The sequence below is a fragment of the Niallia sp. Marseille-Q9988 genome (assembly GCF_976954375.1).
Genome location: NZ_CDRJSZ010000002.1, coordinates 160,508 through 185,868, shown reverse-complemented (window position 1 = coordinate 185,868; position 25,361 = coordinate 160,508). Strand labels below are relative to the sequence as shown.

The 25,361-nt window shown below is 34.7% G+C and carries 32 protein-coding genes and 2 pseudogenes; 6 read left to right on the top strand and 28 right to left on the bottom strand.

Going from position 1 to position 25,361, the window contains the following annotated elements; all coding sequences use genetic code 11:
* Positions 1-147 precede the first annotated feature (147 nt).
* The 10 genes and pseudogenes from ACWNMZ_RS03360 to ACWNMZ_RS03315 all read right to left on the bottom strand — a co-directional run.
* Positions 148-1,008: a DUF421 domain-containing protein gene (locus ACWNMZ_RS03360; protein WP_031537030.1), complete on the bottom strand. Its 861-nt coding sequence runs from the start codon at positions 1,006-1,008 to the stop codon at positions 148-150.
* 31 nt (positions 1,009-1,039) lie between these two features.
* Positions 1,040-1,246 carry a DUF1657 domain-containing protein gene (locus ACWNMZ_RS03355; RefSeq protein WP_031537031.1) on the bottom strand — a complete coding sequence of 69 codons (207 nt, stop codon included), beginning with the start codon at positions 1,244-1,246 and terminating at the stop codon, positions 1,040-1,042.
* 12 nt (positions 1,247-1,258) lie between these two features.
* Positions 1,259-1,609 carry a stage V sporulation protein AE gene (gene spoVAE, locus ACWNMZ_RS03350; protein WP_031537032.1) on the bottom strand — a complete coding sequence of 117 codons (351 nt, stop codon included), beginning with the start codon at positions 1,607-1,609 and terminating at the stop codon, positions 1,259-1,261.
* Complete coding sequence (gene spoVAD / locus ACWNMZ_RS03345; RefSeq protein WP_031537033.1) at positions 1,606-2,625, bottom strand: stage V sporulation protein AD; 1,020 nt, start codon at positions 2,623-2,625, stop codon at positions 1,606-1,608. Before spoVAD ends, spoVAE begins: the two co-directional genes overlap by 4 nt.
* Positions 2,625-3,104: a stage V sporulation protein AC gene (spoVAC, locus tag ACWNMZ_RS03340; RefSeq protein WP_031537034.1), complete on the bottom strand. Its 480-nt coding sequence runs from the start codon at positions 3,102-3,104 to the stop codon at positions 2,625-2,627. The genes spoVAD and spoVAC overlap by 1 nt, the downstream gene beginning before the upstream one ends.
* A 17-nt stretch (positions 3,105-3,121) precedes the next feature.
* Positions 3,122-3,595: a YhcN/YlaJ family sporulation lipoprotein gene (locus tag ACWNMZ_RS03335; RefSeq protein WP_031537035.1), complete on the bottom strand. Its 474-nt coding sequence runs from the start codon at positions 3,593-3,595 to the stop codon at positions 3,122-3,124.
* Between the two features lie 79 nt (positions 3,596-3,674).
* Positions 3,675-3,881: a DUF1657 domain-containing protein gene (locus ACWNMZ_RS03330; protein WP_031537037.1), complete on the bottom strand. Its 207-nt coding sequence runs from the start codon at positions 3,879-3,881 to the stop codon at positions 3,675-3,677.
* Positions 3,882-3,972: 91 nt separating this feature from the next.
* The gene (locus ACWNMZ_RS03325; protein ID WP_264298269.1) at positions 3,973-4,095 is read right to left on the bottom strand and encodes a hypothetical protein; all 123 of its coding nucleotides are present in this window, start codon (positions 4,093-4,095) and stop codon (positions 3,973-3,975) included.
* On the bottom strand, positions 4,092-4,310 hold the full coding sequence (locus ACWNMZ_RS03320) for a hypothetical protein (protein ID WP_035416354.1): 219 nt from the start codon (positions 4,308-4,310) through the stop codon (positions 4,092-4,094). Before ACWNMZ_RS03320 ends, ACWNMZ_RS03325 begins: the two co-directional genes overlap by 4 nt.
* A gap of 944 nt (positions 4,311-5,254) precedes the next feature.
* A pseudogene (locus ACWNMZ_RS03315) lies at positions 5,255-5,428 on the bottom strand (NAD-dependent epimerase/dehydratase family protein); the annotation flags it as partial.
* Positions 5,429-5,850: 422 nt separating this feature from the next.
* Here ACWNMZ_RS03315 and ACWNMZ_RS03310 point away from each other — a divergent pair.
* Positions 5,851-6,534 (top strand): GNAT family N-acetyltransferase, encoded by a 684-nt coding sequence (locus ACWNMZ_RS03310; protein ID WP_449598267.1) that lies wholly within the window; start codon positions 5,851-5,853, stop codon positions 6,532-6,534.
* Between the two features lie 55 nt (positions 6,535-6,589).
* Here ACWNMZ_RS03310 and ACWNMZ_RS03305 read toward each other — a convergent pair whose 3' ends face one another.
* From ACWNMZ_RS03305 to ACWNMZ_RS03275, 7 genes are all read right to left on the bottom strand, one after another.
* Positions 6,590-6,913, bottom strand: coding sequence for a hypothetical protein (locus ACWNMZ_RS03305; RefSeq protein WP_031535519.1), 324 nt, complete (start codon positions 6,911-6,913; stop codon positions 6,590-6,592).
* Between the two features lie 307 nt (positions 6,914-7,220).
* Positions 7,221-7,448, bottom strand: a complete 228-nt coding sequence (locus ACWNMZ_RS03300) for an HTH-like domain-containing protein (protein WP_349205449.1) — start codon at positions 7,446-7,448, stop codon at positions 7,221-7,223.
* A gap of 303 nt (positions 7,449-7,751) precedes the next feature.
* Complete coding sequence (locus tag ACWNMZ_RS03295; protein WP_349205448.1) at positions 7,752-8,993, bottom strand: TerD family protein; 1,242 nt, start codon at positions 8,991-8,993, stop codon at positions 7,752-7,754.
* 625 nt (positions 8,994-9,618) lie between these two features.
* Positions 9,619-10,404, bottom strand: coding sequence for an endonuclease I family protein (locus tag ACWNMZ_RS03290; protein ID WP_435406685.1), 786 nt, complete (start codon positions 10,402-10,404; stop codon positions 9,619-9,621).
* A 373-nt stretch (positions 10,405-10,777) separates the two neighbouring features.
* Entirely contained in the window at positions 10,778-11,734 is a 957-nt protein-coding gene (locus tag ACWNMZ_RS03285) for a TRM11 family SAM-dependent methyltransferase (protein WP_349205445.1), read from the bottom strand.
* A 112-nt stretch (positions 11,735-11,846) separates the two neighbouring features.
* Positions 11,847-12,326 (bottom strand): hypothetical protein, encoded by a 480-nt coding sequence (locus ACWNMZ_RS03280; protein ID WP_349205444.1) that lies wholly within the window; start codon positions 12,324-12,326, stop codon positions 11,847-11,849.
* Positions 12,327-12,501: 175 nt separating this feature from the next.
* Positions 12,502-13,248, bottom strand: coding sequence for an HIRAN domain-containing protein (locus ACWNMZ_RS03275; protein ID WP_349205443.1), 747 nt, complete (start codon positions 13,246-13,248; stop codon positions 12,502-12,504).
* A 333-nt stretch (positions 13,249-13,581) separates the two neighbouring features.
* On the opposite strand from ACWNMZ_RS03275, the gene ACWNMZ_RS03270 reads away from it, so the two are divergent.
* Entirely contained in the window at positions 13,582-14,697 is a 1,116-nt protein-coding gene (locus ACWNMZ_RS03270; protein WP_169188410.1) for an IS4 family transposase, read from the top strand.
* Between the two features lie 329 nt (positions 14,698-15,026).
* Here the strand turns inward: ACWNMZ_RS03270 and ACWNMZ_RS03265 are convergent, their stop codons facing one another.
* A complete protein-coding gene (locus tag ACWNMZ_RS03265; protein WP_235252358.1) occupies positions 15,027-15,527 on the bottom strand; it encodes a HipA domain-containing protein in 501 nt (166 codons plus the stop codon).
* 551 nt (positions 15,528-16,078) lie between these two features.
* On the opposite strand from ACWNMZ_RS03265, the pseudogene ACWNMZ_RS03260 reads away from it, so the two are divergent.
* The 3 genes and pseudogenes from ACWNMZ_RS03260 to ACWNMZ_RS03250 form a co-directional block, all read left to right on the top strand.
* Positions 16,079-16,207: pseudogene (locus ACWNMZ_RS03260) on the top strand (hypothetical protein); the annotation flags it as partial.
* A gap of 231 nt (positions 16,208-16,438) precedes the next feature.
* On the top strand, positions 16,439-16,750 hold the full coding sequence (locus tag ACWNMZ_RS03255; RefSeq protein WP_048718321.1) for a hypothetical protein: 312 nt from the start codon (positions 16,439-16,441) through the stop codon (positions 16,748-16,750).
* 526 nt (positions 16,751-17,276) lie between these two features.
* Complete coding sequence (locus tag ACWNMZ_RS03250) at positions 17,277-17,471, top strand: hypothetical protein (protein WP_235252357.1); 195 nt, start codon at positions 17,277-17,279, stop codon at positions 17,469-17,471.
* A gap of 232 nt (positions 17,472-17,703) precedes the next feature.
* Here ACWNMZ_RS03250 and ACWNMZ_RS03245 read toward each other — a convergent pair whose 3' ends face one another.
* Positions 17,704-18,060 (bottom strand): winged helix-turn-helix transcriptional regulator, encoded by a 357-nt coding sequence (locus ACWNMZ_RS03245; RefSeq protein ID WP_235252356.1) that lies wholly within the window; start codon positions 18,058-18,060, stop codon positions 17,704-17,706.
* A gap of 167 nt (positions 18,061-18,227) precedes the next feature.
* On the opposite strand from ACWNMZ_RS03245, the gene ACWNMZ_RS03240 reads away from it, so the two are divergent.
* Positions 18,228-18,974: an SDR family NAD(P)-dependent oxidoreductase gene (locus ACWNMZ_RS03240; protein WP_235252355.1), complete on the top strand. Its 747-nt coding sequence runs from the start codon at positions 18,228-18,230 to the stop codon at positions 18,972-18,974.
* A gap of 466 nt (positions 18,975-19,440) precedes the next feature.
* Here ACWNMZ_RS03240 and ACWNMZ_RS03235 read toward each other — a convergent pair whose 3' ends face one another.
* The 9 genes from ACWNMZ_RS03235 to ACWNMZ_RS03195 form a co-directional block, all read right to left on the bottom strand.
* Positions 19,441-19,662: a YdbC family protein gene (locus tag ACWNMZ_RS03235; RefSeq protein WP_235252354.1), complete on the bottom strand. Its 222-nt coding sequence runs from the start codon at positions 19,660-19,662 to the stop codon at positions 19,441-19,443.
* Between the two features lie 263 nt (positions 19,663-19,925).
* Positions 19,926-20,255 (bottom strand): hypothetical protein, encoded by a 330-nt coding sequence (locus ACWNMZ_RS03230; RefSeq protein WP_235252353.1) that lies wholly within the window; start codon positions 20,253-20,255, stop codon positions 19,926-19,928.
* Between the two features lie 649 nt (positions 20,256-20,904).
* Positions 20,905-22,494, bottom strand: coding sequence for a recombinase family protein (locus ACWNMZ_RS03225; RefSeq protein ID WP_349204536.1), 1,590 nt, complete (start codon positions 22,492-22,494; stop codon positions 20,905-20,907).
* 15 nt (positions 22,495-22,509) lie between these two features.
* On the bottom strand, positions 22,510-22,788 hold the full coding sequence (locus tag ACWNMZ_RS03220) for a hypothetical protein (protein WP_235252351.1): 279 nt from the start codon (positions 22,786-22,788) through the stop codon (positions 22,510-22,512).
* 35 nt (positions 22,789-22,823) lie between these two features.
* Entirely contained in the window at positions 22,824-23,261 is a 438-nt protein-coding gene (locus ACWNMZ_RS03215) for a hypothetical protein (RefSeq protein WP_235252350.1), read from the bottom strand.
* Between the two features lie 27 nt (positions 23,262-23,288).
* Positions 23,289-24,116, bottom strand: coding sequence for a recombinase family protein (locus ACWNMZ_RS03210; RefSeq protein WP_235252349.1), 828 nt, complete (start codon positions 24,114-24,116; stop codon positions 23,289-23,291).
* Positions 24,117-24,172: 56 nt separating this feature from the next.
* Positions 24,173-24,295 (bottom strand): hypothetical protein, encoded by a 123-nt coding sequence (locus ACWNMZ_RS03205; protein ID WP_268817925.1) that lies wholly within the window; start codon positions 24,293-24,295, stop codon positions 24,173-24,175.
* Between the two features lie 102 nt (positions 24,296-24,397).
* Positions 24,398-24,892, bottom strand: a complete 495-nt coding sequence (locus ACWNMZ_RS03200) for a hypothetical protein (protein WP_235252348.1) — start codon at positions 24,890-24,892, stop codon at positions 24,398-24,400.
* 82 nt (positions 24,893-24,974) lie between these two features.
* Complete coding sequence (locus ACWNMZ_RS03195) at positions 24,975-25,355, bottom strand: hypothetical protein (protein ID WP_235252347.1); 381 nt, start codon at positions 25,353-25,355, stop codon at positions 24,975-24,977.
* Positions 25,356-25,361: the final 6 nt, after the last annotated feature.

Below are 25,361 nucleotides of genomic sequence, written 5' to 3'. Positions count from 1 at the left end.
ATATTTTAAGCACCCTCTAATCAATTTAAAAAAAGATATTTTTCCAAAGATTTTATTTTCAAGATTCGACTTAATGTTATTATGCAAAAAATGGTACTACTTTTTTGTTATGTGTCTTAAGATCATCCAATATAGCGAAATAAACCATTATCCTTTTAAAATAGGCATCACTTTATCAATAGCTTCTTGTAGTTTTTCACTATTTTTACTATACATTTGCTTAGCTTCTTTTGATTCGGTTCCAAGAGCAAACAACTCTAAGTCTGCTTGGCATTTTTTCATGGTCGAAAGAATTGAAGGTCTTTCTTGAGGAGATGCGACTTGTAATTGATCGTCAAACAGGTCAACTGTTAACTCTCCATAGGAATTAACTTGTCCAAGAAAAACATTTTCTACCGTTACACCAAGTTTTTCTAATTCAGTGTGTAACCAAGCACGGCTTCGTCCAATAGTCGCAAGTGGTTCATCCATGATCACACCATCCATAATGACAGTCTGAGGCTCTTTAATTGAAGCAACCGTCAAGTTTAGATCCTTTGCTGTTAATGGTTGGTTTTCTTTCTTTAACATGACGGATAAATCCCCTGTTGCCTCTAATACAGCGAATTCTACATCAGACACCTGATAAACATCCTTCTTACGAAGTAATTCTAATAATTCATCTGTCGTGTATCTTTCCTTTTTTAAATTATCTTCCATGATTTTCCCATCTTTTATAAAGACAGTTCCTGTTCCTTCTACAAAATCACGGAACTTTTTACTTTTTAAGGAAAGCAAACCAGATAAAAAGGGTATTGCTGCAAAAATGACAATTCCAATGATTCCATGAAAAATGTTCCGTTCCAGTCCCATAGCAACTTCAGCACCTATACTTCCAATGGAAATACCAGTTGCATATTCAAAGAAAGATAATTCAGAGATTTGCTTTTTCCCTAACCATTTTGTAATAAAAAATAAAACAACAACAAAGAATATTGACCTTACGGCAATATCTAACCATTCAGGCACCACTTAACACCCCCTATAAAAATTATATCTCTTAAAAACCTTTGTACTGAAATTCCTCTTGTTCTAATTCTCCAACTCGTTTTTTTAAATCCGTGACTACTTCATGTACAACCATCATGGTTTCATGTAATGAACGTTTCGAATCATCATCTAGAGTCTGTAATGCTAAACTTGAAAGACTTGCTTCTACTCCTTTTAAACTGACAAAACATTGTTTGACATCTGATCCTACTGTCATCCTAGATTCTCCTTATCCTTTTGGTTTAAAAATTAAAGCCCCTATCATGCCGAAAATAATGGCTGCTGAAATTCCTGAACTGGTCACTTCAAACATTCCTGTGAGCACACCAACTAACCCATGTTGTTCTGCCTCTTGCATGGCCCCATGTACAAGGGAATTCCCAAAGCTTGTAATAGGTACGGTAGCTCCTGCACCAGCAAAGTCAATCAAGGGTTCATATAATCCAAACCCATCTAAAATGGCCCCCACTACTACAAGGGTACTTAACGTATGTCCCGGAGTTAGTTTAAACACATCAAACATAATTTGCCCAATGACACAAATCAAACCACCTACGGTAAAAGCCCAAAAGTAGGTCATAATGATTGTTCACCTCCGTATTCAATCGATACCGCATGAGCGATACAAGGAATCGTATCATTTTGCTGGAAAGAAAGAGGTGATAATAAAGCACCAGTGGCCACTACTAACATTCTTTTAAATTCGCCTTTTTTCATGCGATTTAATAAATGACCATAGACTACTGTTGCTGAACACCCCGCCCCACTTGCCCCTGCGAGGACTGGTTGTCCTTTCCGATAAATCATAAGTCCACAATCTTGGAATTGTCCTTCACTAATGGAAGTTCCATGCTTTTTAAATAAATCAAGGGAAACTTCACGCCCTATCTTTCCAAGATCCCCAGTGACGATTAAATCATAATAAGAGGGATCAATCTTTCTTTCCGTTAAATGCGCTTCAATCGTATCAACAGCAGCTGGTGCCATAGCCCCCCCCATATTAAATGGATCGGTCAGTCCCATATCAATCACACGGCCTATCGTAGCAGAAGTGACACTCGGTCCATCCCCAGAATCACTTAAAAGGGCCGCACCAGCACCAGTAACCGTCCATTGTGCAGTAGGTGGTTTTTGTCCTCCATATTCTGTCGGATAACGAAACTGTTTTTCAACAGCTGTGTTATGACTCGAAGCCCCTGTTAATATATATTTAGCCCCCTTTGTATTAATAATATAAGCACCTAGAGCCAATCCTTCCATAGAGGTAGAACAAGCACCAAATAAACCAAAATAAGGAGCTCCAATGGTTCGACTAGCGAAACTTGTGGGAGTAATCTGATTGATCAAGTCCCCTGCGAGAAGAAACTGAACCTGTTCCTTTTGTATTTCTCCTTTTTCCATTGCCTTTTGACAAGCTTCTTCAAAAAAAACTTTATGTGCTTTTTCATAGGAATCCTGTCCGAGCCATAAATCGGCATGAAGAAGATCAAAATCTTCCGATATAGCTCCATCTGCTTCAAATGGTCCACCTACTGTTCCAGTGGAAATAATCACAGGCTTTTGTTCGAAAACCCATGTACGATGACCTGCAAGCATTATAAACCACCCCATCTGATTAAAATTGTTTTAATTAAGGCAATGATAAAAGCAGAAAACACACCAAATAAAATGACAGAACCGGCTAGTTTAAACATATTGCCGCCTACGCCCAGTACAAATCCTTCGGTTCGATGTTCAATGGCAGGTGATATGACCGCATTACCAAAACCAGTTACGGGTACAGCTGTCCCTGCTCCCCCAAATTGGGCCATTCGATCATATACTCCAAAACCGGTAAGAAGCATCGTAATAAAAATCAAAGTACCTACCGTCGGATTTCCGACCGTTTGCTCTGTAAAATCAAAATAATAGATGTAAAAGTCTTGAATAAGCTGACCAATAAGACAGATGAGACCACCTGTTAGAAAGGCTTTTATACAATTTGTTACAACCGGTCTTTTTATTTCACGTTGTTTTTGTAATTCCTGGTACTCCTGTTGGACAGGAGTTAATTGTTTCTTTTGATTATTTGACATAGCTCGATCCTTCCTCTTTACGTCTGTTCCTTTAGAATACTTTCAAGTTTTTGCAAATCTTTTTTCAAGCTTTTCTTATTCATATTGTTTTTTTGCAGTCTTTGTTCTATTTTTTCGAGTTCCCAGAACATTTTTTTATCCGTCGAAACGACGACTTTATGATTCGGATACATTTTTTCTAAGTCTGACTTTACTGTCTTCTCGATACTTTTTAATCGAAAACGATTGAAATTTTCTACCTTTATTGCTACAAAAAGCTCTTTATCTGTATTCACAGCCTTTACATCTGAAATTTCTTCTTTGGTAATAATCTTTTCTTTAGCCCTATTGGCAACAGATTGACCGATGGGTTTACTCGTATGTACTTGTGAAATACCTAAATGATTGTTATCCTCATCTAACTGATTTTGGTTATCGTTACATCCTGTTCCAAACCCGATCACGGCTAAAATGGAAAGAAAAATTTTTATTTTGGTTATTTTGTCTTTCATGAAACCATCTCCGTTTTTCCCATTATTTAAAGGAATTAAAAAAGGTTGGTTGGGAGGCCAACCTTTTTTATCTTACTCATTATTGTTGTTTGTATTGAGGTTCTTCTTGTTCAATTTGTTGAACGCGTGGTTCAAGGCTGTTAATAACAGATTGGGTTTGTTTAGCAGCATCTTGGTAAAGTTGCTTTGCCTGTTGATTATCTGTACCAAGAGCAAATGTTTCGAAACTTGCTTGTGCACTTTTTAATCCTGCTAGAGCTGTCTTAACATCATTTATTACTGTCATGATGAATCCTCCTTGAATTTTTTGACCTTTTTAGATTACCCGAATCAGAATTTTCTTATGTGGTGAATTTTTTGGGAATATAGTTATAAAATTACTTTTGGTGAATAGCACCATTTTTTCTGTAGTAACCTCGTTTCCAAATCCCCATCAGTTCTTCTATTTGGCGACGATTATAGGTTTGCGATGTATAATCTTTTTGGGTAATATGTCTCATCTCAAATTTTTTCCACCGTTCCCTTTACTGAACTTAATTAAACACAATAAATATAGAAAACCGCCTGCAACTTCATTTGATGCTTGTTTTAATGCTTCTGAAGCAAGAGTAGTATTAGCAGCAGATTGTTCAATCGCTGAAGTTATCATATCTTTTACTATAGAAGAGGCTGCCTCTGCTTGTTTTAATTTATTAGTATCAATTTGATTAGCCATGCTACTTCCTCCTGTTTGTGGTTTAGTACAAAGATAGAATGCCTCGAATAAAATGTTTTATCCTCAATTCTAAATAGCAATTATTCCTTTGGATAGACAATTATTGAGATTCCTTTCGTTTTAAAATTAAGCCAAAATATTACTAAAATAAATCTTCTGTAGCTTTGAAATAAAGTTGCAATACTAATAAAAAAGACGCGATATTTTTAAGAAAGTCGCGACGTTTATAAAAAAGATGCGATGTTCTAGCCCTTAACAAAGCACCAATTACAGATTTAAGCCTGATTTAAAATCCCTTTTCATGAATTCAGAACCGCAATATTATTACGATCCATCTCGGCAAAATAATCAGGTTGAAAATTTAGACCAAAGGATTTGGGGTATAAGGCCATTTTCTTTAGACCATTTTTTAGGCCTTTTCCCTTTAGACCATTTTTTGGATCTCCCTTCTTTTGGAGACCATATTGGTGGAGAAGCCCATTTCTAGGCGGTTTATTAGGTGGTTTGTTGGCTGGTACGTTATTGAGCCCATTTTGGTATGGTTATCCTTATTTTTATTATCCGTATTATCCGTATATCTTTTTTTTAGCATCATGACTCTGTATAAATTAAAATCATCACTAATACAACATGTATTATAAACAGGTATTTTGAAGTATAAAATTGAGAATAGGAGTTTGGAGTCCAGATTGGAGCTGACACCACTTCACGGGGTAGCGTCAGGATTTTCACAATTTACAACGTTGAGAATACAATCGTTGTTATATCAAGGGGTATGAGGTTTATATCAATATGGTCTAATCTATTGGGACTTAACCGATTTTACGTAAAATAAAGCTTACTAGTGTCTCGTAAGACTTGTCTCAAAAGTCTTATCGTTGTTAAATCCTTCGTTTTTAACAATGAAAACAGCTTAACGTTGTAAATCCGCATTTTCGGGACGCTACCCCATATACTTCACCAAGATTTGTTAAGTCTGTTATTACTGTTCTGCAGAGCGCTTCTTTTGGATACTGCCTATCCACATTAAGAACTTCATAACCATGATCGATAAACTCTTTTATGACATCTCGGCCAAGTAGACCACTTCCACCTGTAATGACAACCTTTTTCTTCATTTTCTCTCCTCCGTATCTACTTAATAGAAAAATACTTTTGTAGTTCCTAAAAGAAATTTGTGTTTTACCTATACTTTGTTTATCGTGTAAACTAAGTATAGGTAAAACGCTTCCATTTTTCAAATAATACCTTTTATGCTGACCAAAAAACTTGAAGGAAATGGTTAAGACTGGAAGCCACCCATGGGCTGAAGGCCTCGAATAGTAAATGGGGGAGTACAGGTTCGGATGAGCTATGAATATCCCTCTTCTCTTATACTAATTAACCACTAAAGGCTTGGGGAATTAGAAAAAAATAGTTTAATAAGCAATGATTCCAACTATTTTAAACGATCAATTAGCATTCAGAAGGACTAACGCTATTTTTGTGGAAGTAAAAAGTTATGAAGATTTATGACCCCCGAAAGGAGTAAGCTTAAAAAATGGAAGCTATGGCGCTTAGGTATTTAAATAAAAATATTCTTCATCATATTAATATGATAGAAAGTATTAAACGACATCAAGCAAATATCATACGATCAGATATTCACGGGGTTGTATTGTTTGATGTTCCGAGCGAGACCTATATGATTAGTTGTGACAGTTTGGATGATTATAAGAGATTGTTACAAGATATTGAAGAGATAAAAGAATGCGAAGTATTTCAAAGTTGGGCCAAATCTTATGTTCAGGAGAAATACCATTTAATTCATAGAGATACCTATTATCAGGCAGCGATTTTAAAAGAGTTTCCCGTAACTATTCCAAAACCAACATTAACCATAAGACGTCTTAATGAAAATGACATTTCTTTAGTGAAAACTTTTTATCCTACTAATGATTATACATATGTTATCCAACGTCTTAAGGAAGGTACTCTTTTCGGTGGGTTTTCAAATAATAAGGTGATTGGATTTATTGGCATTCACGATGAAGGTTCAATTGGCTTACTAGTAGTGATTGAAAAATACAAAAGACAAGGGTATGGACTTGCGCTACTGGACTTCATCATTCACCATTTTATAAAAAATAATAGAATCCCTTACTCTCAAATTAGTCATACGAATCAAGCTTCCAGATTTCTTCATCAAAAAAGCAGGGATGGAGATTTCAACAGGTGTGATTGAGTGGCTCACTGTACAATGACTATCCGGAAAATATTTTGTGTGTTCCGTTTTCTAGCTATTGATTAATATTCTTATGCGCTAGAAAACTTTTTATTTTTGCAGCTATGCCGATGATTAGATAACTAATTCCGTTAGCAATAATGACTAAACCGATGAAAGCTGCCCCAAATCCTGCTCCTTCACCAGTACCACCACTACTATGGTCCAGATTCACAAATAGGGAACCAGAAATGAAAGCAATAATGGGTCCAAATACACCGATGATAATACCTGATAACCAAAAAGGCAATTTGATTCTTCGATTGAAGTAAATTGCGGAAAAATTTAAAATTAATAGAGCTACTATCAATACAAGCCAAATCAATCCATCTCCACTCATATAACCCTCCTATTTTCGATTTTTACTCATATATAGTTTTTTTCAGTACTAGTGATGCACGAAAAATATTGTTTAGGAAATAGATTGACTTAAAAAGTCACTTAATTTCAGTTTAGCAAATTCAAATAGTTACGCTCTCTTTCAATATTAAACAAATTTGGGCGAGTCATCACTTTGGTTAACCATAACCTAGTCTCTATAGCCTTAGCAATGTTAATTTTCTTACTATAGCTATTAGACCCTCATTACTGGATATCATTTGAAGAAACCTAGAAGCATTATAATCACAATTTTCCTTTTTTTACCTTTAAACTTTTGGTGTTACATACTTAGATAACTTTATACCTTTACTTAATTCAGTAGCATAGGATGGTTTAATTCCTGACCTTCTTACAATTTCAGTAGCTTTATAATTATTCCTTAAGATATGATCTGCGTATTTAACCCCAAATAAATGTATATTCGCTACCTGGTCTCCTTCTGAGGCATTAGAATACATTTTATTTAATGTTTCTGCTAGTTCGTTTAAATTCACTCTTAAATAATCTCCCCTCTACATATATTAGTAGTGTGTATACAATTATACCACTTATTACCTTTTGTTATATATTATAATAGTTGAAAAACGAATGTTTTAAATACATGAACAGAGAAAGAAAATATAGGTTATGGTCTTTTAATATTTCCTGGCACCTATTTTTTAGTTTTTTTAGTACTAGTGATGCACGAAAAATATTGTTTAGGAAATAAAGTGACTTAAAAAGTCACTTTTAGAATCGATTCTATCTAAAACAAAACCATAAAATGTTATATTTTTACATTTTTATAGAATACTAATTTACTTGTAATCATTTTTCGGTCCTTCATCCATTATTACCTCGACCAAATTAGAAGCACCCATCCTAAGCTTAGGTCTAAATTCTGAGTTTGGCTTACTATAAAGCTCCAACGGACTTATCATAACCCCATCTTCCGTATTATGAAGGATTCCGGGCACACAGGAATAAATTCTGTCATTATTATTTGCATTCTTGGCAAATATGGTAACAGATGTTCCGTTATGATTATCTATACTCATGGACACCTTGTATCTGTGGAATGAGCCTGTCCCATTTGACTGAGCAGAATAGACCACGGGAACAACTGCGAGTATAGTATCATTAAACCTTAATTTTATTACTTCTGTCTTAGTTGCTCGACTATCTCTCCTAACATCCCCCATGTGTTCAACTGCTCCGTTTCCAAAGCTTCTAAGAGGAGTGGTTCCTTCTGCTCCAAACATAGCCACATCTATTTGCTCACCATTCTTAGTGTAGACTAAAGCATATATATCGTAATCGGTACCAGTCTTCCAAGATACTGTCGCAGTAATTTCAGGCGTTTTCTCGATAATAACTGGCTTTTGACTTTTATCGAGACTTACCTTCCCCTTTACCTTTTCAAGGCTTATCTTGGTATTTTGTTTATTTTTATTCTCAGGAAAATTTACAGCTCCGACAGGTTCCTTAAGTGTTTGTTTTTGAATAGTTATAGATTCGGATGGCTTATTTTGCTCCTCAGCTTTTACCTCCACACCATAATTTTCACATAGACCTTCTAGCCCAGAATTAAACCCTCGCCAAATAGATCTAGCTTTTGTCTGCCCATTTCTTAGATATAATTCAGCTACTACAATTCCATTTTCACTTGTGAAATGAGTTGGGGTTAGCTGGACTGAATTATTATCCGTACAGATCTCCGCCTTTAAATTCTTTACATTGGAAAATCCAGTGCTATTATCCTCTGTTAGTGTTATTGCTATTTTAGTAATACCTTTAGTGGCTTTACTCATATCAAAATTAATTTTATGTACGTTTGTATTCCCAACTTTTTCAGGGGGTATAAGGGTAGCTGCCCCTGAAGGACTCTTTGGTTGATTATAAAATATAATCCCGCTATCTCCTTGTACCTTGTCTGAATCAGTTAAAAGAAAAGCCGTTAAGGATATATCAATCCTATTAGAAATTTCATAGCTAACCGTTACATATCCTTTCGGGGAACTTAACGCTGTATTAGCTCCCATTTGAAGAATTTGATTCATTTATAACCTCTCCCCCGCTTCTCTATGCTTACTGCCATTCAAACTAGACAAAAATCTACCAACTGCTACTTTTTACTATCTACATTTATTATATATTATCATTTGGAAAAATTGGTTAACATTTACTTTATGCTATTATATTTTTTGGAGAAATAAGCTGTATGAGGAAGCTAATAAAACCAACCAGTTTTCAAAATAAAGAGGCTGAGACATAAGCATTTCAACCAACAACAAACACGAACTATAATGTAATTAAATTACAAAAAAGTCCGTGTTTGTTTTTTTAGAAAAAGGTTTAAAAACGAAGTGTAATGGAGCGGAAGACGCTCGACTCCTGCGGGAAATAGAGGAAAGGCTGAGACCCCGCAGCGCATGCGAGGGAGGCTCAGCTTCCTCCCCGACGCATCCAGCGTCTGTAGCGCAATGGAACGTCTGAGTTTTTACACTTAACTATATTTAAAAACATTGATAACCATCATGAGAAAGTAGCTTTATTTAAGAGCTAAATTAAAGATTGTTCGTCTTTAAAGACTAGTTATTTAGTTTTGTCCCAGCCTCTAAACTAACTATGGGGCCTTATAAAAGAGAGAATCTATTTAAACTCTTCTCTCAAATGGAGATTGATTTACTTTTCATATATCCATCTCTCTGCAAGCTCTGGAAAATCAATATATGGATTCCGATTTCCCTGTAAGTCATAGATAGCAAGGTTACGATGTTTTTCATACAAAGATACCGGAAATTTCTGATGCCACTCTAGTAAAACCTCCAGATTTACTAGATTATTGTCCATTATTCCAATATATCGAGTCATAAAATAAAAGGTTGCTCTCGCAACAATTCCCTTTCCATATTCAGGTTCAAACTTCCCTTCATCCGCCTTTCCACAGCCTTCCTGTATACCTAAAATAGAGCTTTCTGGAACATAGTCAGGAAAATCCGCATAAGGGCTGTTTCCACGGCGGCTGTTACACGAGGGATCACAGGCAAATAAATGATGCAAATCCCCTCTCATTGGCTGACGTTTATCAAACCAAGACTGAGGTACTACATGCTCACAGTTTAACGTGACCTTATCGGATAAACTATTACTATTAACACCTGTCTCTTCAAGCATACGAATATCCTTTTCTATAACAGCTACCGGATCCATTTCCTTCCCTGAATAAATACTTTTAAGTTTCCCATTCTCATTAAGATCGACCCATGGATAAACATAACGGTGAGGTGCATAACCTAACTTATTTTGATGTGTTTTTTCTAGTAACTCATGCATGGTTTTTCTATCAAGCGAGCTATCTTTATAATATGTTTGTTTCATTTCTTTGTCTCTATCCTCTTCATAATAAACGTGGTTATTGCTGTACTCTAAATAGGTTGCTTTTGCTATATTTAGTTCCTGTACTAGCATTTCTTGGATCTCAAATTTCTGGTTTTGATTCGATTCTACTTCCTGATTTGAAGCCATGTTTTCTTTTCGCTGCATCTTCTTCCCTCCTATAGGATTAAATGGAAGTTAATTCATGATATTATCAATAGTTTAACAATTCTAACTATTTATTCACAGCTACTTTCGGAGTAATTTCTTTTTAACTATTAAAATATGGCATGAACTTATCCGCATAATAGTGAGTTTTCCAAGAATAGAAAAACAAAACAGCATTCCTCAAATTGAACCGAGGAATACTGTTTTGTTATGTTGATTTCTGTTTTACCTAATCAAAAAAATAGTAAACAAACTTTCCCTTCTAAATGGAAAATTTCTTTGATTCCATCCCCATGCATTAACAACAAACAATTATTTGGCGTATAAACTTCCCCTTTTTAACTTCACACCGATCTACTATTTCAAAACCTACTTCATTTAGTATTTCATCTATATTTTCCGTTGTCACGACGACCATTTTTTTCGCAAAGCGACGTGCACATTGAAGCATTTCAAATTTTTCCTTATCTGACACGACGGAGCAAAGGTTATAAGGCATGTCTATAATGGCAACATCATACATTTCTGTTATGTCTCTGATATCTCTTAAGAATACTGGTCCAGAAAGGTCAAAATGTGCGAGATTATTACGAATGCCTTTCATTACTAAAGGATTGTTGTCACTACCTGTTATATTAACTCCCATCGATAAGCCCTCTACCAATACTGTCCCGATGCCACAGCATGGATCAATCACCTTAACACCCGTTAATTCTGGAACCGCAATATTCACTAGTGCTCTGGCCACTCTTGTATTTAATGCCGTTGAATAATTGTGAGGCTTTTGTTGATGAATAAGCCAAATACCTTGGTTTTCCGAATAGCATCCGAAATACCATTTTCCTTTTAACTTGGTAATCGAGAAAACTATCTCAGGATGATGAAGATTCGCTACACCTGGAATCAAGCATCCAACTTGTCTAGCGATTGCCTTCCTTTCTTCAAAACCTATTTTATCTAGGGGATCTATATCTCGATAATTGATGCCAATTACCTTATAAGTACTATTCCACGCAGGCATGGCTTCAACCTTTTTTAATAGATCTTCCAACGTATCACCCTTAAATAGAACTTCTATTTTTCCTTTTATAAAAGGACTCCTACTTGGGTCTACATTCATCCTGCTCTCTAATATAAAGGCATGTAAGTTAGCGCGAAATAGGGAACGAACTTCCAATTTACATAAATGCTCTTCTTCTTCAGCATAATTAAATGTATATAAAAAGGTGTTTGGCACTACACTATTTTGGCTCAAGTTCTTTCTCTCCCTTTTTTTGGATAAGCCTCCTTAGCTGTTCCATTTTTTCAATCTCAAAATGCCATACTCTTGATTAGGAGTATGGCTATCCTGACCTTTCCTATAATTCTTACATGTTAGATTTGGTAAAGCCTTCTTCTTGTAGATATTCACGCGCTTCCATATAGCTTGAAAAACTATTTTCTAAATTTACTCCGGCATATATATTCCAAAATCCTTCTTCTTGAAGAAGGAGGAGCGTATTATTTTCAGAATCAGCCCATTTTTCTTCTTCCATTGCTTCTTCTTCAATCGTCTCTCCTTCTAGTGCATTGGGTTCTAATGATTGAATAGATTTTTCGATAATTTCTCTTAATTCTTCCTCTGAAAAATCTCGAATATTTACCATACCTTTATCATCTGTATCATACTCATTTAGCTTGTCCGCATACACAAATCCATTTCCATTTGGATGTAAGTGATACACTACGTTCTTTTTGTCACTTCCACTTTCCAAATAATGAAAATTAACACGTTTTAATGACACATTTTTTCGTTCCAATTGGGGGAACGATTCGATGATTTTTAGTTTATCTTCAAATGATAGCATATTTGCCTCCAGGGTGTTTTTGATACTAATTATTATAACAAAAGCTTATTTACTTATGATAGGTTTCAACGTAAGGTTGGAAAGGGACGCCATTTCATTAACTTACTTTAAAAGTATATAATAAGCCCGTACCTCTAAACAATTTAGATTTACGAGCTTGTTTTAACTATTTTGTTTATTGCATCACAGACAATACTTCTGATGAAGCAGATAATTGAATAGAAGGAACTTTACATTCAAAGTTTAATTTAAGCCACCAATGTGGAGTTGACTTTTCATTAATATAAATTACTCGAACCTCTGGCGTCGCATTATATGATAATAATGAAAAGATGGCTTTACTATAAAAACCAGGGACATAACCTAAATGTTTCCCTCCTTGAGTAAAAATTCCAACAGCATGAGTGTCATGAGGATTAGTTGGCTCTTGTATTAATTTTACTTGTTCATTAACGGCTAACCATGTTGGCCATTCTTCTGGAAGGTTTTGATATCGCATTCCATGAACAAAAAAGCTAGAGTAAAATTTCCCATCATTTTCTCGACGTAGTGGCTGCTCAAAAGAATAGGTATCATTAGCAAGTCGACCACGTGTTTGTTGTAAAAAATCCATTTTTGTAGAGTTTTCGTTTAAATGCAAATCAGACATGATTGCCTTAAAATCGAAACGATCAGGGGAAGGCAATCGACGATCAAATGCTGGAAATAGTTTTTTTGACTGATATATCTTATTTGCATCAGGAAATGCAGGATGCAACATGTAGCCATTATCTAATGCATCTTTTAGTTTTCGATGACCTGTTCCGTAGTTTGTATAAGCAAACTCGTATTGATTATTATAATAAGATAAAGTTCCTACGTGATAATACAACCGACTTTTCGTATCTTGCCAAACAACTAATAATGTGTGAACGTTGCTCATATTATTCTTCACCCCTTCCTGCCCAATCTAATATTTTTCCCCTTCGAAAAGGTATTAGATTCGTTAACCACTTCTTTTGTGTTTCACTTAGAATACTTAATGATTTTATAAAAATAGTATATTGCTTCATGTCAAAGTCCTCTAACATCTTTACACCATTATTGAATTCAACTGGATATTGAGAAGTAATATCACTAGTGTTGCATTAATTTAATTTCACTATTAAAAATACTCGAAATGTTCACTTTTATTATTTTATGCATAGAAAAAGTCCTTTATAATGGATAAGTCAGGTGGTAACCCGTCCAAATCCACTAAAAAAGGACCAATCTCATGGACAAGATTACACGAAAAACTTCATTTGGACAATGGTTTTCGCCAATTAATCTTCAATTATTTGAAGAACAGGTGAAAACATTGAAATTAGATTGCTATACGAAAAAGTTAACGACAGAATCATTCCTAAAACTATTACTTTTTGCACAATTAGAAGAAGTTGAAAGTCTTCATGCGTTAAGTGATTGCCTTTTTGATGATCATCTTCAAAAGGAAATCGACCTTGATTCTATAAGCATTTCTCAGCTCTCGCGCCGTTTAAATGGTCTAAATCCAGATTTGTTTCAAAGACTTTTCCTTGATTTAGTCGGACAAATTCACGCCAAAACACACTACACAAAACTTGTCATGCCGTTAAAAATTATTGATTCAAGTACTTTGCCACTAAATTTGACCAATCATAAATGGGCGAAGTTCCGCAAAACTAAGGCAGGCGTAAAGTTACACTTACGCCTTGTATTTATGGAAAAGGGAGAATCCTATCCCGAAAAAGCCGTGATGACAACGGCAAGCGAACACGATCGTGGTCAACTTGAGATTATGGTTGACGATAAAGAATGCATGTATGTGTTTGACCGAGGTTATCTAGACTACGAGCGTTTTGATCGCATGACCGATGAAGGCTACTTTTTTCTTTCTAGGCTACGAAAAAACGCAGTCGTACGGGAGGTTTATGATTTTAAACTACCCAAGGATTCATCTGTTTTGTCGGATCAAATGGTGTTGATTGGTACAACTCAAAACCGAGCTGAAAACTATTTTCGACTTCTAAAAATAATAGATTCAAAAGGTAATGAACTTCATTTAATCACAAATCGTTTTGACTTAAGCGCCGAAGAAATATCGGAAATGTATAAATCACGATGGGCAATTGAGCTGTTTTTTAAATGGATTAAACAACATCTCAATATCAAGAAATTCTACGGTCAAAGTGAATGGGCGATTCAAAATCAAGTGTTTATCGCACTTATTGTTTTTTGTCTTCATGTTCTGGTACAACTCGAAACAAAAAGTAAGCGGAAAACCTTGCAAATTAGCCGTTATTTAAGGGCAGCATTGTGGAAACCAGCACATGTCTGGCTTCGCAAAATTGAAGGAAAAGCCATTCCTTAATCAACAAATTGTTGTCGTTGCACAGGTCTAATTGTAAATAAATTTCCAAATGGACAGGAGCCGCCTTTAGAAAGGTAATTACTTTTTTGGCTCTAAGTAGAGTAAACAATTAAACTGAAAATTATGACACTATTTACGCAACACTAGTGAAGTAATATATATGATCAAATCTCTAGCTTTGACTTTTTTCTTTTCAAATATACCTGCTTTTACTCTTGTTTTGTTAGTATATTTGTTCAACTCCTGTTCATTGGACAACATGTATGCAAGTTTAGTATCGTCAAAACGGAAGCCTAAGGAGGCACCATTATCATATATTGGAGAAAATTTCACTCCTGAATGTAAAACCAATTAAACGGATGTCGATCTTGATTGCCAATTAGGACATCGAATAATTGTAAATTAATAAATTCAGATTTCATCGCGGACCAATAAGGAAATTTCTCCATAAATTTGAATCCATATTCAATTAATTCAATGTTTTTCAGAGGTGACTCTAATAATTCATGATAACCGTCCACTAGACTAGGCAAAAGGGAACCACCTTCTTCAGCCATCATTGCATTGTGCTCTTTTACAAAATTACGTAAAAGACACCCCCTCTTCCCCTTTCTTATTACCATTTCAACTTTCATCATTTCAAGACCGCAAAGTGTACCAATTTTAGCAGCAATTAATTCAGTAAGATCTTCCCAAGAAACACCTTCATCAAACTCTCTTGGATATTTAATCAAATAATCTATTCGATTTGGAGAACGTAACTCCTCTTTTTCGAGTGTACTTTTCCCACCATAGCCCACTAGTTCCCAATCACTGATATCCTTTAACATTTATATTCGGTCCTTTAACTTATTGTTTAATTAATATTAACATATGGATTCTAATTACACATGTAAAAGATTTCAATTTTTTCTGTTTTAATCAATTTATACTGATAATTTAAATTTCCTACTATTTCCATTTTTCCGAACAGACATTTTAGAATAAATTAGCTACTATTTCAGTTTTACAATTCATATAGTTACACTCACTATCAATATTCGACAAATTCCGGGGAGTCCCTGTGAACATATACTGATTCTAGGGAAGATTTTGTTTCACATAAATGTTGTACATTCATATCATAGACCGCTCCGAATATTGTTTAATAAATAAAGCTGACTGTAAAAAAGCCTATTTAGGATTGGTTTTTCTTTTCTCGGATTTTTCAAAAAACACTTTCCGAATAGACATTTTGAATCAATTAGCTGCTATTTCATTTAGCAAATTCTTGTAGTTACACTCTTTGTCAATCTTCAACAAAATCCGAGGAGTCAATGTGAATATAACGTTATGAAGTTGTTCTTCAAGGGAGGGTGTTGGCGTTCTCCCCCTTTCCAATGGCATCATGGAGGAAAAACATAATAAAATAAAAATTATCAAAAGACGGGGATTTGGCTATCGAATATCCATTGTTAATGCGATTACGTTTAGAAACTGGCCCATTATTCGGTATCTTTTATTGAAATAATATTTTCCTATGATAACATAGAAATGTAAGTGGTTACATAAAAAAATACCCCTTCATAACAACCTCCACTTAAAATAATTGAAAAAGGAGGAGTTTATGAAGAAAATTTTAGTGCCGTTTGTTCGTTTAGCTCGACTCTTTTCTGTAACATTGCCGTACAGTTCAAGTGCTGCCAATTCCTCAGTTAAATACTGAGGCTATCGAATTCAGTATATACTTATGAGGATAATTATGGAAAACAAAGAGAATTTACTGCAAGTACAGGAGATTATTACGGAGAATATGTGTCTCATGTTTAATGAAGGGATTGACAAAATGACATTTAAAAAACTACGCTACACTGTTATGGGGATATTAATAGGATTAGCAGTTGTGTTCTTAATACTAGTTATAACAGTTACTCAATTAGAGTTAAATAAATGGCAAGACACCATCACCCTCTTATTTTGGATTTATATGATCCTAGTATTTGTGTACATTATTTTCATTAATTTAGTGCCCTTGATATGGAAACGTTTTAAAAAAAGTAAGGACACACTATAGTAATCTTTGCCACAGTGACTCCCCCAAAAATCTTGTTTCACATAAATGTTACACAGTCCATAACATATAAGTTTACGATTATTGTTTAATAAATATAGCGACTGTAAAAACGCCTATTTAGGATTGTTTCTTTTCTCAGATTTTACAAAAAACTATTTTCCGAATAGACATTTTAGAATAAGTTAGCTGCTATTTCAGTTTAGCAAATTCATGTAGTTACACTTTCTATCCATATTCGACAAATTCCGGGGAGTCACTGTGAACAGTTTTTCTTTGGGAGACCTGAAGCAGCGGCTGCCAAAAAGCTTTGGATTCCTTTTGCAGGGTCGCAGCAAGCTAAGAAACGAGTCCAACCCCTTCTAAAAGCGATGGGAGGACAGGGTATCTTCGATTTTGGGGAGGAGGTCGGATCAGCAACGCTTGTCAAGCTCTTGGGAAACTTCCTGCTTTCTTCTGCTTCTTATTCTCTAAAGGAAGCACTTACGACAGCTGAGAAAAAGGTGTCGATCCAAAAGCCGTCGTCGACATGCTGACACAAACGTTGTTTCCTGCTCCGATTTATCAAAGCATTGGAAATAGGATTGCCGAGAAAAAAGAGGCAAATCCGAGTGAGATACCACTGAAGGATATTGGTCTTTTGAAAAAGACAGCACAACAGGTGGAGTCACCTACACCGATCTCAAGTATTTTACATGGTCTCTTAAGAACTGATTTGGAATAAAATTTGATCAAACTTCAAAAAAACGTTGTGCCGTTAAAGGGTGCGATTGTTGAACAACTTAGATAGGAAATGATCAAACTTTTTTTCAAATCAACACGTTTTTAACTACATTAAGGAAGCTTTAATGATCTTAAAGAATCAGTCGAGGCCATCTACTTCGAATTAAAATGGCCAAATCTTAGTACAACAATAAAATACCTTACATATAAGGTGTTATAAGTTGGTTTCCTCATTAAGAAGCCTCTTCTGGTTGTGCGATTTCAAATTCACCTTCTGCATACTCTTGCTCGGCATAATGGCTTCCCCATTGACAGAGCTCCTGCAAGATAGGTTTAAGAGATTCTCCAAGTTCAGTGGATGAATATTCAACCTTCGGCGGTACTTGATTATACATCTTTCTGCTCACAAGTCCATTGGCTTCAAGCTCTCTAAGTGTTTGAATCAGCATTTTCTGAGTAATATTTGGGATAATGCGCTTTAATTCACTCGTTCTCTTTGGTCCATTCATTAAAAAGTATAATACAAGGCCTTTCCATTTTCCGCCAATAACTTCCTTTGTCACTTCAAACCCACAGCTAAATTTTTTCATGTCTAAACCTCTCCATTCCATATTTATTACTTTTTAGTTACTATATCACAAAAAAGTGGGTACTTCCGATAATGTGCTTACTGAAGGATACTATATCTTGTAAGTTGTTCCTCAAGTACTTAAAGGTACTAGACATAAATAAAATTAATTCTAAAGGAGTGTTAAGTATGGGTAAATTTGAAGGTAAAATAGCGCTTGTAACGGGTGGAACAAGTGGGATTGGTCTTGCTACAGCACAAAAATTTGTAACCGAAGGTGCATATGTTTATATCACGGGACGTAGACAAAACGAACTTGATAAAGCTGTTAACCAAATTGGCAAGAACGTAACCGGTGTTCAAGGTGATATTTCTAAACTTGAAGACTTAGACAAACTATATGACATTATAAAGCAGGAAAAAGGTAAGTTGGACATTCTTTTTGCTAATGCAGGCATCGGCAACTTCCTTCCATTAGGTGAAATTACTGAAGAGCAGGTTGATAGAACGTTCGATATTAACGTTAAAGGAACCATCTTTACTGTTCAAAAAGCGTTATCACTATTCCCAGACAAAGTAGGTTCTATTATTGTAACGGGCTCTACTGCTGGATCAATTGGCAACCCAGCGTTTAGTATATATGGAGCATCTAAAGCAGCATTAAGAGCACTAGTTCGCAACTGGATTCTTGACCTAAAAGGTACTGAAATCCGTGTAAATGTGGTTAGTCCAGGAGGTATTCTTACACCTGCATACGATGAGCTTTTTGGTGATGCACTTGAAGAGGTACTGGAAAATAGCAGAAATACTGTTCCAGCTGGAAAAGTTGGGACACCTGAAGAAGTAGCAAACGCTGTATCTTTCCTTGCTTCAGACGAAAGCAGTTACTTGACGGGTGTTGAATTGTTCGTAGATGGCGGGCTAGCACAGGTTTAATTTCACTCAGCAGAGATTACAAATAGTCCCGAAAAAAGGTTAATGGGGATTATTTACTTGAAGAAGTCGTATAAAAAAGTTGTTTTCCTTAAAGGACAGGGAATACGACTTTTTTTATGTTTGAATTTGATTAACGTTGTAAATTCGCATTTTCCTGGGGCTACCACTAAGTAACCTGTAAAAAAGATTACTTTGTGAATAAATGTACTTAAAGTAAAGGGGGCGTTAGAAAAATAAGGAATGAAAATAAAGAGCCGAAGATATGCAAGTTTTTATACACTACTACTTGCATAAATCGGCTCTTTTTCCATTCAAAAAACATACTGCCGTTTATAGCATTATTTAATTGCCAAATACAATTTGTTCGACATTACGATTCGAAAAAATATGTTTGCCTACTTCTTTTCGTTCAATTTGAAGTAACAGTACATTAAAAGAAGCTGATGGATACCAGCTCCTTTACTCATTACAAATCCATTCCATTCAACAAATCCTTTAAAACCTTTAATTCCACAACACTCAGCGTAACACCTTTCCCCATCTTTTCATGCTCTGGCGCCCAATCACGCAAGTCGAATTTGGGTTCTTTTCCATTCCAGCTGATAAGATTGAGTTCTTTGCTCCAACCTTTAGGTGACTGTGATAAAGCCCCCACTGTTTCTTTAATTTCAAATTTGATTTCTGTCACTGTTCTTGTCCCCTTTAAAAAACATAATTACTATTTGGATACGCAACGTTCTGAAAATACTGATGTACTTCAGACCATTTCGCTGCCAAACGCCTCTAGTTTATTAATTAATTTAATTCCTTTTATTACATCATTTTTAATATATTATAATCTGGATACTTCTACCAGTATGATTGACTGAAGTTGGTGAGGAAATAGTTACTTGTTGTAGTATATCGATAAGAAATGAAAGCGAGGAATTCAAAATACATTCTAAAATAACATTAGCAAAAACATACTCTTACCTTTTCTTCTTTCTTTGCTGTTGCTAAACAGTTCTGAATAAAATTCAGAATTTGTTTCTGATCCCCATGTAAATTATTATTTCCTGATGGGGAATCAGGCTTACCAAATAACTGATTATAGGTATCCAAAGCCTTTTCCATCTGTTTAACGGAGAAGGCAGCAGTACCCCCTATTCCACTAACGCCTCCATTGTATTGATCTGCATCAAGTAAACTGTACAATATATGAGCATTGTAATTTCCCATGCTAAAACGTGCATAAGCAATTTCTTTCCCTGCTTTATTGAATCCTGAAATATCGTGGCCCATTGGTTTATCCTCCTCAAAATTTATAATTCATTTCCAAAGGCAGTTGCCCTTAAAATACTTAAAAATAAGCATAAATAGTTTGCTTGGATTTATCACTCCTTTCAGGTTTCTAACAAATTTTTGAAAAGGTATTAGGAGAAAAAGGATGTTAAGGTGATTAACTAGAAAGATTCATTTAAGAGGTTATTTAAAACGGTTAGGAATACCTTATAATACTGCCTAATAGCAGGTATAAAATGATGAATTTATAGAAGAAGATTCCCTGTTACAAGAGAGGAATGAAAGATTTGAAAAAATTATATCATATTTAAATCCATAGTTAATTTGGCTTTACAAAATCTTTTCTACAAATTTGTGAACAGTTAGTCTTGCCCGTCAAAAGCTGACAACCATTAATGAAATAAACGGAGATTTTTCTGATAGATGCTGAGTGGAGCTCTTCTCAAGGTAAATAAGGGGAAGCTGTCTGTCTATACAATAAAAAATCCCCCATTTCTACGTGATTCGATTAAATAGACGGAGTGTCTCCGTCTATTTAAAATATTTAATGATAATTTCTAAATAAACGAGAGGTTTCTCCCTAATTATCTTCTCGGCTGCTTGACCAAATCCCCCAACCTTTAGGGATTTGGTTGATACCCTCATTTACTTATGGTACGATTCTCCGTTCTTCACTCTCTGGGAAAATTTCACCTAAAAAAATAGGTGGTGGAGAAGGGATGTTGTCTCCTTCTTCAAACCACAAAGTTAATGACTTGATTGATTTTCTGTCTTTACTTAAATCAATCCTTTTTATTATTGACCGTAAAAGTACTTTTCTAGTTTCTTTATCGGCTATTTCAAATAATTCATCAAAATCTTTTAAAGCCGTGACAATTTGGTCTTTAGTAATATTTAAGGAGGTCGAATGGTTTTTGATAAAGATTTCATACTCGTTAACCTTCTTTTCAATTTCCTCTCTTTCACCAACAGTCTGGATTAACATCAAATTATAAATTTTTTCTTCCTCTTTGTTTTTTGATTTATTGGCCTGTCTTGCTTTTAATAAAAGATCTGATTCTTCATCCAATTTTTCTTTTAATTCTTTTTGAAAAAATCCCAATTCCTCCATATACTTTTGGGTATCTTCTGTTCGTTCTTGTTCTATGTTGCTACATATTCCATCAATTAATTTAGGTGAATTCATAAGGCCTTTTACCTTGGGAAGAACCTGCTTTTCAATATCCTCTTTTACAACTAAATTAGAATTGCAGGCTGCTAATCCCCTTTGGTGGAAGTTTTGGCATTGGTAGTATAGGTAATAATCCCCATCAGGTTTTTTAGTTTTTGACATAACCATACCTTTGCCACATTGTGGGCACTTCAGTATTCCTGATAATAAGAAATCCCCTTTGAAATTACTGGTTCTAGTGAACTTTTTCCTTTCTTCGCCAATTTCCAGAACTCTATCCCATAATTCTTTTTCAATTATGGCCGTATGATTACCTTTGACTAAACCAACATTTTCTTGCTTACCACTTCTGCGTTTTTCATTCCATTGCAAATGTTTCCCCCATCTGATAAAACCTGCATATGTAGGATTTTCAAGAATGGTTTTCACCGAATTTATGCCAAATGCATTTCCTTTTTTCGTTTTAAACCCTCTTGTATTTATATGGTTTACAATACTTTTATACCCATGCCCTAATGCTCTTAATTCAAATATCTCCTTTACAATACTGCTCTCATATTCATTGACTAATAATTCGCCTTCCTTTGTGTCATATCCTAGGATAATACCACCATTCCACTTACCACTATCCGCCCTTTTTTTCATTCCACTACTGACACGTTCAATTATTTGTGTCCGTTCATATTCAGCAAAGGTTCCAAGCAGTGAAATAAACATGTAACCATTTGCAGTTGAACTATCAATGTCACAGGTACTTATTAACAACTTTTTATCAAATGGTTTTAAGTAGTTATTTATCAAACTAAGTACCTGTTCGTTGTTTCTTGAAAGTCTGTCAACCTTCCAAACAGCAATGGCATCGAAACTACTTAAATTTCTAATTAATCGTTGAATATTGGGACGATTAAAGTCCTTCCCAGAATAGCCATCGTCAATAAAAACTTCAATTTCAGTATATCCTTTTCTTTCAAGGTAAATTTTTAATTGCTCAACTTGACTTTGAAGTGAAAATCCTTTTGTTTGTTCATCTGTTGATACTCGTGCATAAATAGCAGCCCTTTTTCTCAAAATAATCCCCCCATATTATGAAATTTGTCTTCCTCTTGTCATGTCTTGGACTCTTCCCCATAAATCTATATCAACAATTGGAGGATTCTCCCTCACCAAAGACCAAGACTTGTTCAATGTTTGTGAATTTTGAGATAGGTGTTCATAATCTACAAGACTACGATAACCGTTTATATATCCCATTCTAATAAGGTATTCTTTTAATTGCTTAACTGGATCGCTAGGTTCTTTGGGCTTTCTACCTACTCTAATGTACATACTTGCTGTAACTATTTTTCCTTTTGTTTTAACCACGCTACTCTTCCTCCTATAGTTTATTTGTGCCATATTCAAACCTGCTTAACTTCCCCTTTTGCTGTTAATACCTCTGTCTTAATTAAATAGTCTACCGCGTTTGGAAAATTGGTTGTTGCATTCTTTGCCTCTTCTAACCAAAGTTTTTTTAGAAGTTTTGGTTTCATAAGGTAATCACCTTCGATGACTCTGAAAATAACATCTTTTCTAATGAAAGAATTAAGAATTTTAGGATTTGCAACAAGCGTAGGTGATACTATTAATACAGTTGACCTTCTTTTGAGTTTCGAAAAATACTTTTCTAGACTACTATTTTCGAAGGTTGTAACACCACATGAATTTCGAAGATTAAGATTATTTTTGTCAGCAAAGTTAAATGCTCTTGCCACATATAATAAAAACTCCTTATCCGCCTCCATTCTTTTTCCTTTAATTGACTCTGGCAATAATGTGAAAAAAGTTACGTTTTCCATAAAATATCATCTCCTTAAATTTTTTTATTAATTACCTGTAGAAGTATGTTTCTGTTCTAATGTTATATTTTGCACTCTTTCCCATATTACTTGGTCAATAATAGCGGGATGTTGACTCTCCACATACTGAAAATCATTTCTTTTTATAGGAATTTCATCCCTTTGTCGAAGTTTGATAAATCCAGCGTAGATTGGATTTTCAAGAATAGTTTTAACCGAATTTATACTGAATCGATTTCCACTTTTAGTTCTACATCCTTTGTCATTAATTCGATTAGCGATGCTCTTATAACTTTTCATATTACTTCTTAATTCAAAAATCTCCTTAACTATCAGGCTTTCCCTTTTATTGATAGCAAGTTCACCATTGTTTAAGTCATAGCCTATCATTACTCGGCCACTCCATTTTCCTAAACGAGCCCTTCTTTTCATTCCATTACTAATGCTTTCAAACCTTATCTTTCTCTCATATTCTGAAAAAGTTACTAGTAGAGAAAGAAACATGTACCCATTAGGAGTTGAACTATCAATATCACAAGTACTTACTAACAACTTTTTGTTTGATGGTTTTAAATAGTTATTTATTAACCCAAGTACCTCATCGTTGTTTCTTGATAGTCTATCTATCTTCCAAACAGCAATGGCTTCAAATCCTTCTAAATTCGTAATTAACCGTTGAAATTCAGGTCGATTAAGGTTATTCCCGGAATATCCTTCATCAGCAAACACTTCTATGTCTGTATATCCCTTTTTATTTAAAAAGGTTTTTAATTGTTCGATTTGGTCTTCTATTGATAAATCATTTAATTGTTCGCGTGTAGCAACACGTGCATAAATTGCAGCAACTTTTTTCACAATTAATCTCTCCTTTTTATTTATTTGGTGGCATGGCACCACCAAATATTTAGTCTTTATTTACGTTTTGTTTCAGCATATGCTTTCACAAGTTTGGCTAACGTTTCGATAAGTTCTTGTTTCTTCAGTTCTTCCGTAGTAGGAAAGACTAAACTTTTTGAATTATTAAGTAATGTCAACCCCCTGCACCTCCTGCTAACGCCTCCCTGCAAGATTTTTATTTATTATTCATAGAAACCTTCCTTTTCACGAAAAGGAATCTTACATCATAACTGAAACAATCACATTGTTTCTTTATCCATTTCATTCATCATGCCATTTAGCCAATTTGCTGCCTTTTCTTTTCGGATTAGTGCCTTTTTATACTTACTTTTCAAATTTACCCACCTAGATGAACTGATTACATTTTTTTCGTGATTATGTTTCAAATCATCATTGGATATCGCTGTAAAACGGTATTTCGGTTTAACCCCATTTACCTCAATCAATAAAAATTGGAATCCCTCATCAACAAATAAACCAATCACTTCTTTATTAAAAATTAATGGATCATGGACGACTATAGTATTAATACCATCCTTCCTTAACTCCTTTATAAACAATTGTGCAACTAAAGGATTATTTTTGTATGACAAAGAATTTGTTGCGTGTAAACCTTTTGCTTCCTCTAATAATCCATTTAATATTCGTCGTTTTAAATCCAAGTCTATGCTGTCATCTCTCTCACTACTGAGATGGACTAAATACCCTACTTTGGTTAATGATTTTGTTTGCATAACTATCTCCTCCTTAATAATTTTAAATTTTTGTATTTGCTTATGATGTGGTCATATCCCTTGAAACATTCCCAATATTCAATTATTTCTTCTTAATTCTTAGTTCACTTTCTAACCTTAGAAATGCCTTCTTAGTACAAGCATAAATTGGTATTCCAGAGATTAAACCAAGAAAAGCAAATAGTGTTGTATCTTCGATATTAAGAATCAGCCTTATTATATTTAGGATGATCAACAGCACCATGGTCAGAATCAATATTTCTTTTATGCTTATATGGCCTTGTAATTTAATTTTCGAAGCAAGTATCCCTCCAAAGGCACCAGCGTTAAAGTATAGTGCTGTATCAAAGGTTTGGCTTGTTTTCGTTATCCAAAGTAAATAGTAATAACCACTAATGACTAAAAAGGAAATACAGAACACTTTTGCTGCGAAAATTATTGTATGCCCCTTCACTTTGACCATCCCCTC